This is a genomic window from Acidovorax sp. Leaf73, assembly GCF_916855635.1.
In the GTDB taxonomy this organism is placed as follows: domain Bacteria; phylum Pseudomonadota; class Gammaproteobacteria; order Burkholderiales; family Burkholderiaceae_C; genus Acidovorax; species Acidovorax facilis.
Window position 1 is genome coordinate 715684 of the sequence record NZ_CAKASI010000001.1, and the last position, 11825, is coordinate 727508.

10 protein-coding genes and 2 riboswitches are annotated in these 11825 nt (G+C 65.3%); of the genes, 2 read left to right on the forward strand and 8 right to left on the reverse strand.

From position 1 onward, the window contains the following. Positions 1 to 54: 54 nt before the first annotated feature. The 4 genes from LPA35_RS03405 to LPA35_RS03420 all read right to left on the reverse strand — a co-directional run bounded on the left by LPA35_RS03405 (position 55) and on the right by LPA35_RS03420 (position 4196). Positions 55 to 1407, reverse strand: a complete 1353-nt coding sequence (locus LPA35_RS03405; protein ID WP_370641341.1) for an MFS transporter — start codon at positions 1405 to 1407, stop codon at positions 55 to 57. Then, the gene (locus tag LPA35_RS03410) at positions 1397 to 2677 is read right to left on the reverse strand and encodes an acyltransferase family protein (RefSeq protein WP_228895056.1); all 1281 of its coding nucleotides are present in this window, start codon (positions 2675 to 2677) and stop codon (positions 1397 to 1399) included. The genes LPA35_RS03405 and LPA35_RS03410 overlap by 11 nt, the downstream gene beginning before the upstream one ends. A 72-nt stretch (positions 2678 to 2749) precedes the next feature. Further along, the gene (locus tag LPA35_RS03415) at positions 2750 to 3790 is read right to left on the reverse strand and encodes a MerR family transcriptional regulator (RefSeq protein WP_228895058.1); all 1041 of its coding nucleotides are present in this window, start codon (positions 3788 to 3790) and stop codon (positions 2750 to 2752) included. A gap of 4 nt (positions 3791 to 3794) precedes the next feature. Then, positions 3795 to 4196: an FKBP-type peptidyl-prolyl cis-trans isomerase gene (locus LPA35_RS03420; protein ID WP_370641364.1), complete on the reverse strand. Its 402-nt coding sequence runs from the start codon at positions 4194 to 4196 to the stop codon at positions 3795 to 3797. A 233-nt stretch (positions 4197 to 4429) separates the two neighbouring features. Here LPA35_RS03420 and soxC point away from each other — a divergent pair, with 233 nt between their 5' ends. Together soxC and LPA35_RS03430 are read left to right on the forward strand one after the other, a co-directional pair. Then, positions 4430 to 5677: a sulfite dehydrogenase gene (gene soxC, locus LPA35_RS03425; RefSeq protein ID WP_228895061.1), complete on the forward strand. Its 1248-nt coding sequence runs from the start codon at positions 4430 to 4432 to the stop codon at positions 5675 to 5677. Further along, a complete protein-coding gene (locus tag LPA35_RS03430) occupies positions 5670 to 6323 on the forward strand; it encodes a c-type cytochrome (protein ID WP_055397408.1) in 654 nt (217 codons plus the stop codon). Before soxC ends, LPA35_RS03430 begins: the two co-directional genes overlap by 8 nt. A 6-nt stretch (positions 6324 to 6329) precedes the next feature. Here the strand turns inward: LPA35_RS03430 and LPA35_RS03435 are convergent, their stop codons facing one another. The 4 genes from LPA35_RS03435 to gcvT form a co-directional block, all read right to left on the reverse strand. Beyond that, positions 6330 to 6941, reverse strand: a complete 612-nt coding sequence (locus LPA35_RS03435; protein ID WP_228895063.1) for a Crp/Fnr family transcriptional regulator — start codon at positions 6939 to 6941, stop codon at positions 6330 to 6332. A 23-nt stretch (positions 6942 to 6964) separates the two neighbouring features. Then, a complete protein-coding gene (gene gcvP, locus LPA35_RS03440) occupies positions 6965 to 9856 on the reverse strand; it encodes an aminomethyl-transferring glycine dehydrogenase (RefSeq protein ID WP_228895065.1) in 2892 nt (963 codons plus the stop codon). A gap of 77 nt (positions 9857 to 9933) precedes the next feature. Then, positions 9934 to 10308 (reverse strand): glycine cleavage system protein GcvH, encoded by a 375-nt coding sequence (gene gcvH, locus LPA35_RS03445; protein WP_055397402.1) that lies wholly within the window; start codon positions 10306 to 10308, stop codon positions 9934 to 9936. Positions 10309 to 10393: 85 nt separating this feature from the next. Beyond that, positions 10394 to 11536 carry a glycine cleavage system aminomethyltransferase GcvT gene (gcvT, locus tag LPA35_RS03450; protein WP_228895067.1) on the reverse strand — a complete coding sequence of 381 codons (1143 nt, stop codon included), beginning with the start codon at positions 11534 to 11536 and terminating at the stop codon, positions 10394 to 10396. Positions 11537 to 11585: 49 nt separating this feature from the next. Further along, positions 11586 to 11712, reverse strand: a riboswitch (glycine riboswitch). A gap of 13 nt (positions 11713 to 11725) precedes the next feature. Then, positions 11726 to 11825: riboswitch (glycine riboswitch) on the reverse strand.

Consider the following 11825-nt stretch of genomic DNA (forward strand, 5'->3'; position numbering starts at 1 on the left):
CCTAAGGCACAAAAAAGGCTGGACGGTGGTCCAGCCTTTTTTGCGTGGGGAGTCTCAGCGTGTGGCGGGTGCTGCATCCGTCACGCGGCGCATGGGCGTCAGTACAAAAGCCAGCGCGGCCAGCAGCACCAGCGTACCTCCGCTGGCCGCAAACAGCTGGGTCAGCGTGATGCTTTTCATCACCCAGCCCGTGACGGCTGCGGAGATGGGGGCCAGGCCCATGAAGATGAACATGAACAGGCTCATCGCCCGGCCAATCAGGGCCGGTGGCACACGTTGCTGGATCCAGGTGAACACGCTCACCTGCATGAAGCCGCCGAGCAGGCCGATGACCAGCATCAGCGTTGCGCCCTGCCACACGGCCGTGATCAGCCCCAGAGGCATGAACAGTACACCGATGATGGCGTCGAACGCCAGGATGGTCATGCCCAGGCTGCCAAAACGCAGTCTCGGCAACATGCCCGACACCACCATGCCCAGGAGCGTGCCCGCGCCATGGGCGCCCACCATGGTGCCGAACGCGGCCGCGCCCAGCGCTGGCGTGCTGCTGGCCAGCACGGGGATGGCGATGTGGATGGGGCCCATGATGAACAGGGCGATGGCGCTCCAGTAGAGAAAGCAGGTGCGCAGCTCTCCATCGCGCCAGAAGTGAACCAGGCCCTGCGCCACCGACGCCAGCACCGCCTGGGGTGCCGCAGCCGGGGCCGAGTTGCCAGCATGGGTCTGCACCTTGGACAGCGTCCAGGCGGACACCGCAAAGCTCAGGGCATCCAGCGCGAAGGCCAGGCCGATGCCGGTGGCGTTGGCCTGGGCCGGTGCACTGGCGACTTCTTTGACTGCGTCGCCCGCACCAAACAGCGCAATGAGCAGCCCTGCCAGCAGGGGCCCAAGGAACATGGTCAGCTGGCGCAGGCCCAGGCTGATGCCGTTGGCGGCCTGCAACTGCGAGCGCGCCACCACGTGCGGCATCATGGCCGTGCCAGCAGGAATGCTGAAGGCCGTGGCCAGGCCAATGCCCAGCGACAGCGCATACACCATCCACAGCGTCAGGGTGCCTGCAAGCACCAGCCCCGCCAGCACGGCCAGCAGCACCAGGTTGATGTATTTGGTGATCATCAGCACCTGTTTGGGCGAGTGGCGGTCTACCAGTGCTCCGCCGATCAGGATGAACAGTGCGCGCGGCACGCTGATGAGGGCCAGCACGGTGCCCAGCACCAGGGTGTCGCCCGTCATCTGCAGCACCAGCCAGGGCAGTGCAATCAGCGTGAACTGGTCGCCCAGCATGGACAGGAAGGAGCCGCTCGTCATCCAGCGAAAGTTGGGGTCCTTGAACAGCGCGGCGCGCGGGTCCTGGGGGGCGCTCTTTGGGTGGGGGGGCGAAGGGTGATGGGGCATTTCAGATCGCATGAACAGAGTCTCCAAAAGATTTGCGGGTGTGCCGGCGCCCGTTGAGCCACTGGCTCACGGCAGTGAATCGCACGCACAGGTGGTAGCTGGCCAGGCACAGGGCCGTGGTGGCCAGCACGTTGAGAGCCATCTTGGCCAGGACGGGAATCGGCACCCCATACAGCAGCGCGCCAAAACCAATCGTCAGCGGCAGGTGCACGAGGTACACCCAGTACGAGCTGTCGGCCAGGTAGGCGAGCCAGACACGGGGCTGTCCGACGTGGCGCAGAAAGAGCCCGATCAGCGCAAAGCTCCACAACCAGGACGCGGCGTTGTAAGCCAGTGCCATCCAGAACTGCAGGTGCCGGGTGGCAGAGACGGGCTCGGCCAGGATCTCGGTGAAGGCACCGGTGACCAGGACCAGAGCAAAGGCCGAAGCCTCAGGCTGGGCCAGCACTTCCGACAAGAATGCAGTGATCAGGAAGCACACGAGCCCCAGGCCCGCCAGCACGGGCCAGTGCCTTGCGTAGCGCACCATCAAGTCCCTGCGCTGCGTGTACAGGCACAGCCCGAATCCGTAGAAAAGCCCGTTGTGGAGCCATTCCGCCAAGGGAGGCAGAAAGGAACCGCTGGGCGTGACGATTCCGTGGTCGTAGTGGGCGCCGATCCAGGCGAGTGGAAGGGTGAGCGCCACAACGCCCAGGGCCGAACCGCCCAGCCAGGCGGTGAAGCGCCCCAGGGCTTTCTGCACGCCACCGGGCAGCGCACGTGCTGCAGCCCACACCACAGGCGTGAACACGGCCAGCCACAGCAGCATCCACAGAAACCACAGGTGCATGGTCGGCGGGCCTTTGGGTACGTTGGGGCCGTGGGGCAGCAGGCTGCGGTCCACGCCCCAGGTGCCATGGGCCATGCGGTGCAGGAACAACAGGCCCAGCAGGGCGCTAACCACCAACAAGGGCGGCCAGAACACCACAAAAGGCAGGCCCAGGCGGCGCAGCCGGTTGCGCACCATGCCCGCCAGCCCTCGGTGCTGCACCAGTGCCGACACAAAAAAACCGGCCAGGATAAAAAACAGGGGCATGCGGAACGCATGGATCACCGCCACCAGCAAGTCGGCCACCGACGTGGACAAATCGTCGTGCCAGGGCAGGGGAGACGGCCGGCTCATGTAAATGACCGAAACATGCAGCACGATGCCCAGCCACATCATGGCGGCGCGCAGATTGTCCAGGGCATGCAGCTTTCGGCCCGGGGCGGCGGATTCTGGGGTGTGAGTCGGTCCATTCATAGGGACCGACTGTGAAGCCTCACGTTGCGTGAGGGTCAAGCACTTTTCTGACTTTTTGGGGCGGTGCTGTTGTCAGCGGTGTGGGGATACCACAGCGGCCGCAGGTGGTGGCATGGCGTGGGCCAGTGCTGCCTGCAGATAGGTGCGCACGGGAGCACTCAGGGGCGAGCCTGCCTGCAGCAGCGGTTCATTGGCGGAGGCCATGAGCAGCTTTTGGCGCAACTCGGGGCTGCGCCGCGTGAGTGTGTCGAACAGTGCGTTCCAGCGCAAAGCGGCAGCCACCGCATCGGGGTGGTGGGGAGGAAGGGCGCGGGCCAGAAGCTGTTGAACGTCCTGCTCCAGCGCTGCCCAGTCGGTATGGGGCACATGGCCCAGTGTGCGCAGATCGTTGCGGGTCAGGTACTTTTCCAGCAGCGCCATGCGCAGCTTGATGGCCGTTTCGATGTACTCGATCATTTCACCCGGCGGTGCATGGTTGCGCCCCTGGGTGCTGGGTTCGGTGCGGAACATATGGCCCCAGCGCTCCAGCAGGTCCAGATCGCCCTTCATCCAGTGCAGCATGAGCGCCATCCAGCGGTAGGCCAGCGCCTGCACCTCGGGTGTGTCGGGTGCCAGTTGGCGGTCCATGGCGCTGCGCACCAGGTCTTTGACGATCAGCCAGTCAGCCTCAATGAGGTTCCAGTTCTGAAAGATGTGCTTGAGTTCGGCCGAGCTGAAATACTTGCCATAGGTCGTCATCAGCGCCAGGGCCTCCAGCCAGTTGCCCATGTCTGGCTCGGCACCGGCCATCAGGCCGTCCCTCAGCATGGTCAGGCGTCCGCGCAGTTCGGTGGCCTGCGCGATTTGCTGGTCCAGCGAGCGGATCTGCTGCCCGATGATGCGTTCGGGGGCCATGCCGTCTCCCGCCAGCAGCGCCCCGATGTCGCTGAGCGCCAGGCCCATCTGGCGCATGGTCTGGATGCCGTGCAGTCGCTGCACATCGGCCTGGCTGTAGAGGCGGTAGCCCGCCTCGGACCGGCCTGAAGGCTTGAGCAGCCCGATCTCGTCATAGTGGTGCAGCGTGCGCACCGTCAGGCCGGTGCGCCGCGCGAGATCACCGACCTTTAGCAGCATGGGGTCAGCGGCCGATGGAGATGAGTTCGATCTCGAAGTTGAGCGTGGCATTGGGTGGGATCACGCCACCGGCTCCCCGGGCGCCGTAAGCGATGGAGGGTGGGCAGGTCAGCTTGGCCTTGCCACCCGGCTTCATGCGTTGCACGCCTTCGGTCCAGCACGGGATCACGCCGTTGAGCGGGAACGACGTCGGCTCGCCGCGCTTGTAGGAGCTGTCGAACTCCTTGCCGTCCAGAAACATGCCTTTGTAGTGCACCTTGACGGTGTCGGTGGCCTTGGGCAAATCGCCGGTGCCGTCCTTGAGCGATTCATAAACCAGGCCACTGGCCGTGGTGACGGGGCCTGCAGCCTGGGCAGAGGCAAAGGGGGCAGCCAGAAGGCCAATGAGCACAAGGGCGGAAGAAATGCGCACGGGGAGTCCTTGAAACAAAAAGAAAGGGGGAAAAGTCAGAACGCCATTTTGCTCGTCAGCAACGGTTGGGCTGCGAGCGGCGCGCCAGTGTAAAGGGCTTGGCGCCTTGGCTGGTGCCAATCCACTGTGGGCGCGTTAACCAACGTTAATGCGCAGCGGCATGCGGATGGCAACACTGCAGCTGCGGCCAATGGGTGCCGAGTGCTTGTTTTTTGCGGAGATGACGGATGCGTTCATTCAACGGCCACAGCGGACTGGCTCGGAGGACTTTTTTGGGGGGGCTTGCGACGGGGGGCGTGGGTATGGCGGCGGCGCAGGCAGCGCCGCCACAGCCACTGGCCGCCCGCTTGCCCGATGCGATGACCCGCCCCGGTGGGGCCGATCTGCCGTACGGCCTGCCCGCAGCACAGGAGGCGCAGGTGGAGCGGACCTTGTCCACTGCGGCAGGCTTTCCGGTGTGGCGCACGCCGTTGCAGCACCAGCGCGGCATCATCACCTCCAGCGGCCTGCACTTTGCCGTGCACCACAACGGCGTGCCCGACATTGCGCCGGAGCGCCACACACTGAAGGTGCATGGGCTGGTGCACAAACCGCTGCGCTTTGACTTGGAACGCCTGCTGCGCTACCCCATGGTCAACCGCGTGCATTTTCTGGAATGCGCGGGCAACTCAGCCGCCAACGCGCTATCGCCCACGGCTCTGGACCAGACGCTGGGCGAGATTGCGGGCGAGGTGTCGTGTTCGGAGTGGACGGGCGTGCCGCTGGCCTATCTGCTGAACGAAGCGGGGGTGAAGGACAGTGCCCAATGGGTGGTGGCCGAAGGCGCTGACGGTGGATCGCACAGCCGGAGCCTGCCCCTGAAGGCCTTGCTGGAGCACGGCATGGTGGCGCTGTACCAGAACGGAGAGCGGCTGCGGCCTTCACAGGGCTACCCCATGCGCCTGTTCATGCCGGGCTGGGAGGGCAACGTCAACGTGAAATGGCTGCACCGGCTCGAAGTGACCGACGCGCCCGCCTACACCAAGGACGAGTCGGGTCTGTACACGCAAGTGCTGGCCGATGGACGGATCGAGCGCTTCGCGTTCCACATGGAAGTGAAGTCGGTGATCACGCACCCCTCCGGCCAGCAGCGTTTGCCTGAGCCCCATGGGTTTTGCGAAATCACTGGTCTGGCCTGGTCGGGCCGGGGGCGCATAGCGCGTGTGGATATGTCCGTGGACGGAGGTCGCACCTGGGCTGCGGCGCAGCTCCACGGCCCGGTACTGGACCGGGCCTTTACGCGCTTCACGCTGCCCTGGCAGTGGAACGGCCGCAAGGCCGACCTGATGAGCCGCGCCACGGACGAGCATGGTCGTACACAGCCACTGCGCAGTGAATGGAAGCGGCGCTATGCCATGCACTCGTTCAACCACTACAACGCGGTGCAGGCCTGGCGCGTGCAGGCCGATGGCCGCGTGGAGAACGTCTATGCGTGAAGATCTGTGCAGCCAGTTGCTGCCCGCAGGACGCGCCACCCTGCGGCGGGGCGTGGCCGTGGCGATGGTGGTGGGACTGCTGAGTGCAGGCAGAGCCAGCGAGGTCCAGGCGCCGTCCGCTGCGGCTCCTGCACCAGCTGCGCCGCCACTTGTCATCGGCTTAGGCCAGCCGCTCTCGCCTGCCGACATCGATCGCTATGCCATCACCGTCTTCCCCAACGGCCGCAATCTGCCACCCGGCCGGGGCAGCGTGGAGCAGGGCGCGCGGCTGTATGCCATGCACTGCGCCGCCTGCCACGGCGCACAGGGCATCGAAGGGCCTGCCGCCCGGCTGGTGGGCACAGATGGTTTTATCGGCTGGAGCGACCCGCTGCGCCCCCTGCGCGTGCGCAAGTACCCGCTGCAGGTGTTGTCGGTGGGCGCGATGTGGCCTTATGCCACGACGGTGTTCGACTATGTGCGTCGGGGCATGCCGATGCACGCGCCCAAGAGCCTGACCGATGACGAGGTGTACGGCATCACCGCGCACCTGCTGCATCTGAACGGGCTGGTGGCAGGTGACGCCCTCATGGACAAGGAAAAATTGCCCCAGGTGGTGATGCCAGGGCGGGATCGCACGGTCAGTGCGTGGCCACAGGAACGCTGAAAATTCTCAAACGCCGCGTGACGCTTCCACCAAGCCCAGCCGTGCCCGGATGCGTGATAGCGATACCGGCGAGATGCCCAGGTAGCTGGCCACATGGTGCTGCGGCAGGTGGGGCGTCAAATCACCGTGTGTAGCGAGAAAAGATTGGTAGCGCACCTCGGGAGGGTGGCTCAACAACTCGGCTTCGCGCTGTGCGTGCTGCTGAAACACATAGCCCAGGGCCTCTTCCAGCAAGGGGCCGATGTGGGCAAAGCTGCGTTGCCACTGCTGCAAGGTGGCATAGGTCAGCTCCACAGCCTCTACCGGTGCCAGGGCCTCGATGGCATAAGGGCTGGGCAGCGCCAGAGGCGGCAGGTTGCCAGCCACCCAGCTGCCGGTGCCGTGAAACGACCGGTTGCGTTCGGTACCTTGTTCGTTCAGGTAGAACAGCCGAACCACACCGCTGCGCACCTGCCAGCAGCGCGTGCTGGTCTCGCCCGCGGGCTGCAGCAGCGTGCCTGCGCCGAACTGACGGCGAGGCAGGGCCTGCCACAGAGCGGCCAGGGCAGGTTCAGACCGGACCAGCGCGTCCAGCGCAGGCGGCTGGCAGACAGTGCAGGCGCTGGTGGTCGAGGTCACTGCGTTCAGGCAATTCAGGTGTCTCAGGCGTAGTCAGACACCGGGATGCAGCTGCAGCTCAGATTGCGGTCACCCCATACGTTGTCCACGCGGCCAACAGGCGACCAGTACTTGGCTTGGCGCAGGGCGGCCACCGGGTAAGCGGCGGCTTCGCGGGCGTAAGGGCGAGCCCATTCGCTGCCCAGCAGACTCTCGGCCGTGTGCGGCGCGTTCTTCAGCGGGTTGTTGTCCTGCGGCCAGGCGCCGGATTCGATCTGGCGGATCTCTTCGCGGATGGCAATCATCGCGTCGATGAAGCGGTCGATCTCGAAAAGCGTTTCGCTCTCGGTGGGCTCCACCATCAGCGTGTTGGGCACGGGGAAGCTCAGCGTGGGCGCGTGGAAGCCGTAGTCGATCAGGCGCTTGGCGACATCCTCAGCCATCACGCCGCTGGTGTCCTTGAGGCCGCGCAGGTCCAGGATGCACTCGTGCGCCACGTGGCCATTGGCACTCGCGTACAGCGTGGGGTAGTGATCCTTGAGGCGTGCACTGATGTAGTTGGCCGAGAGGATGGCGGTTTCGGTCGCGGCCTGCAGGCCTTCGGCGCCCATCATGCGGCAGTACATCCAGCTGATGGGCAGCACGGCGGCATTGCCCAGAGGCGCTGCCGACACGGCACCCACGCCGCCGGCCACACCGGCCGTGGCATGACCAGGCAGGTAGGGCACCAGATCGGCCACCACACACACGGGACCCACGCCGGGGCCGCCACCGCCGTGCGGAATGCAGAAGGTCTTGTGCAGATTCAGGTGGCTCACGTCGCCGCCGAACTCGCCAGGGGCGGCCACGCCGACCAGGGCGTTCATGTTGGCGCCGTCCACATACACCCGGCCGCCGTGGCTGTGCACCAGGGCGCACAGCTCCTTCACCTGCGTTTCGAACACGCCGTGCGTGCTGGGGTAGGTGATCATGATGCAGGCCAGGTTGGCACTGTGCTGTTCGCACTTGGCCTGCAGGTCGGCCATGTCCACGTTGCCGTTGGCATCGCAGGCGGTCACTACCACCTGCATGCCCACCATCTGGGCGCTGGCGGGGTTGGTGCCGTGTGCGCTGCTGGGGATCAGGCAGATGTTGCGGTGGCTATCGCCCTGGGCCTCGTGGTAGGCCTTGATGGCCAGCAGGCCCGCGTATTCGCCTTGCGATCCGGCGTTGGGCTGCAGGCTGATGCCTGCGTAGCCCGTGGCCTGGCACAGCCAGGCGCGCAGTTGTTCGTCCAGCTCCTTGTAGCCTTGCAACTGGTCAGCGGGTGCGAAGGGGTGCACGTTGGCGAATTCGGGCCAGGTGATGGGGATCATCTCGCTCGTGGCATTGAGCTTCATGGTGCAGCTGCCCAGCGGGATCATGCTGCGGTCCAACGCCAGGTCCTTGTCAGACAGCTGACGGATGTAGCGCAGCATGCCGGTTTCGGAGTGGTGGGTGTTGAACACCGGGTGCGTGAGGTAGCTGCTGGTGCGGCGCAGCTCGGCCGGAATCAGCAACTCCACGCCTTTCTCAAAAGCATCGAACGTGGGCAACGCCTGGCCGTCCTGGGCAAAGACTTTCCACAGCAGCTCGATGTCGGCGCGCGTGGTGGTCTCGTCCAACGAGATGCACAGGTAGTTTTCGAAATAAATTCGCAGGTTGGCGCCCATCTGTACTGCGCGAGCAGCTATGGATTTAGTAGCGCCATCGGTTTTGAGCGTCAGCGTGTCAAAACACGCCTGCGGGCGCACCGGCGCGCCCAGTTGTGTGAGCCCCTTGGCCAGAATGGCGGTGTAGCTGGCCACACGCTGTGCAATGCGCTTGAGCCCATCGGGGCCATGGTACACGGCGTACATGCTGGCGATCACGGCGGGCAACACCTGCGCGGTGCAGATGTTGGACGTGGCCTTTTCGCGGCGGATGTGCTGCTCGCGCGTTTGCAGGGCCAGGCGGTAGGCGGGCTTGCCATGTGTATCCACGCTCACGCCCACCAGGCGGCCGGGCAGGCTGCGCTTGAACTCGTCGCGGCAGGCCATGTAGGCAGCGTGCGGGCCACCCGCGCCCATGGGCATGCCGAAGCGCTGCGTGGTGCCCACGACGATGTCGGCACCCCATTCACCGGGCGGGGTGATCAGCGTGAGGGCCAGGAGGTCGGCCGCTGCGATGAAGGCCGCCTGTTTGGCATGCGCCTTCTCCACATCAGCGCGCAGGTCGTCAATGCGGCCGCTGGTGGCAGGGTACTGGGCCAGCACGGCGAAATACTCGCCATTCAGCGCTGCATCCCATTCGGCGGCGGAGTTGGCCAGCACCACTTCGATATTGAGGGGCTTGGCACGGGTCTGGATCACTTCGATGGTTTGCGGGTGGGCATCACCGGCCACCACAAACACATTGCTCTTGCTCTTGACGGAGCGCTTGGCCAGCGTCATCGCCTCAGCGGCGGCCGTGGCTTCGTCCAGCATCGACGCATTGGCAATCGGCATGCCGGTCAGATCGCAGACCATGGTCTGAAAATTGACCAGCGCCTCCATGCGGCCTTGCGAGATTTCGGCCTGGTACGGCGTGTAGGCCGTGTACCAGGCGGGGTTCTCCAGGATGTTGCGCAGGATGACGCCCGGTGTGTGCGTGCCGTAGTAGCCCTGGCCGATGAAGCTCTTCAGGACCTGGTTCTTCGATGCCATCGCCTTGAGTTCGGCCAGCGCCGCCGCTTCCGTGATCGGCAGGGGCAGGTCCATCGCGCTGCTGCGTGCGATGGAGCGCGGGACGATGGAGTCGATGAGGGCGCGGCGCGAGGCCTCGCCAATCACCGACAGCATGTGCGCTTCATCGGCCGCATCGATGCCGATGTGGCGTGGCAGGAATTCGGTGGCGTTTTCAAGCGCTGCGAGCGTGGGCAGGGGGGCGAGGGTGGTCATCGGCGGCGGCGTGGGACAACAAGGAGGCACATTGGCCCGGCAGGGCGCCGGGCCTCGGGGAACAAAAGATCCGGAGATCAGGCGTTCTTGGCGAACTCTGCGTACGCAGGTTCGTCCATGAGCGCGTCGAATTGCATCATGTCGGTCACGTGGACCTTGAAGAACCAGCCAGCGCCCAGCGGGTCGGTGTTGGCCAGCGAGGGGTCGGCGCGCAGGGCTTCGTTCACCTCGACGATTTCGCCGCTGACGGGCATGTACACGTCGGCGGCGGCTTTGACGGACTCCACCACGCCGGCGACTTCACCCTGGGTGAAGGTCTTGCCGACTTCGGGCAGGTCCACAAACACCACATCGCCCAGCGCGTCCTGGGCGTGTACCGTGATGCCCACGGTGGCGGCTTCGTGGTCGGAGATGTCGATCCACTCGTGATCCTTGGAAAACTTGACGGTCATGGGGGCTCCAGAAAAAAAGGGGGGAAACAAACAAAAGTGCCGATGCCAGCCAAGACTGTAGCCGGGCTGGCGCAGTTTCAGACGGTCAGCCGCGGTAGTAGCGCGCGGGGGTAAAGGGCATGGCACGCACTTCCATGGGCACGGCCTTGCCGCGCACGATGGCGTTCACCCGCGTGCCGATGGCGGCGAAGGCGGGTGTGACATAGCCCATGGCCACGGGTTCGTTCACCGTGGGGCCCAGCAGGCCGCTGGTCACTTCGCCAATCTTCTGGCCGTCTTCGCTCTGCAATTCGGTGTGTTCGCGCACGGGCACACGCTCCAGCGCGACGAGGCCAACGCGCTTGCGCTGCAGGCTGGCGGGGTTGTCGATCTGCGCGAGCACCTTGTCTGATCCGGGGAAACCCCCTGCGCGGGCGCCTCCCATGCGACGCACCTTCTGGATGGCCCAGTTCAGCGCGGCTTCAGGCGGCGTGGTGGTGGTGTCGATGTCGTTGCCATACAGGCACAGGCCCGCTTCGAGCCGCAGCGAGTTGCGGGCGCCCAGGCCGATGGGTTTGACCTCGGGCTGAGCAAGCAGGGCGCGGGCCAGGCTGTCGGCCTGCGCAGCGGGCACCGAGATTTCAAAACCGTCTTCACCGGTGTAGCCGCTGCGGGTCACAAAACAGTCGCAGCCTGCAATGGAAAAATCGCCGCCCGTCATGAAAACCAGCTTTTCCACGCCGGGCGCCAGGCGCGCAAGTGCTGTGACGGCCTGCGGGCCCTGCAGCGCCAGCAGCGCGTGTTTGGGCATGGGGATCACATTGCAACGCTGGCCGATGCGCGCCTGGATATGGGCAATGTCGCCCACCTTGCAGGCACCGTTCACGATCACGAACAGCGTGGGCTTGCCATCCACCACGCCTTGGTTGAAAAACATCAGGTCGTCGATGACCGTGCCTTCGTCGGTGAGCAGCAGCCCGTAGCGCTGTTTGCCCACGGGCAGGTCGATCACGTCCACCGGCATCAGGGTTTCAAACGCCGCTGCGGCGTCAGGGCCGACCAGCTTGAGCTGGCCCATGTGCGAGACGTCAAATAAGCCCGCCGCGCTGCGCGTGTGCTGGTGTTCGGCCATCAGGCCAGCGGGGTATTGCACGGGCATGGAGTAGCCGGCGAACGGCACCATGCGGGCGCCCAGCTCGATGTGCAGGGCGTTCAGGGGCGTGGTAAGCAGGGGGGCGGTGGCTGACATGGCGGAACTCCGGGGCAAATGAGGGCCGCAGCCACAAGGTGGCCACGGGATTTGCCCTGCTGTCCGCTTTACCTGAGAGATTCACCGCAGCGCCCTGGCTGGCCGTGCGGTTTGCTCCTTCGGTGGATGGCCTCAACACGCGGTGCGGTGGGCCATCTCTCTCCAGCAAGGGAACGCCCACATCACTGCGGGCGGTTGTCAGTCCTTTTGCCTGAGCGTTCGGCTGCTGCCTGCGCCTTCGGCGGTGCGGTGGCCTGTGGGGCTTGGCACTCTCTCCTGACCTGACGAT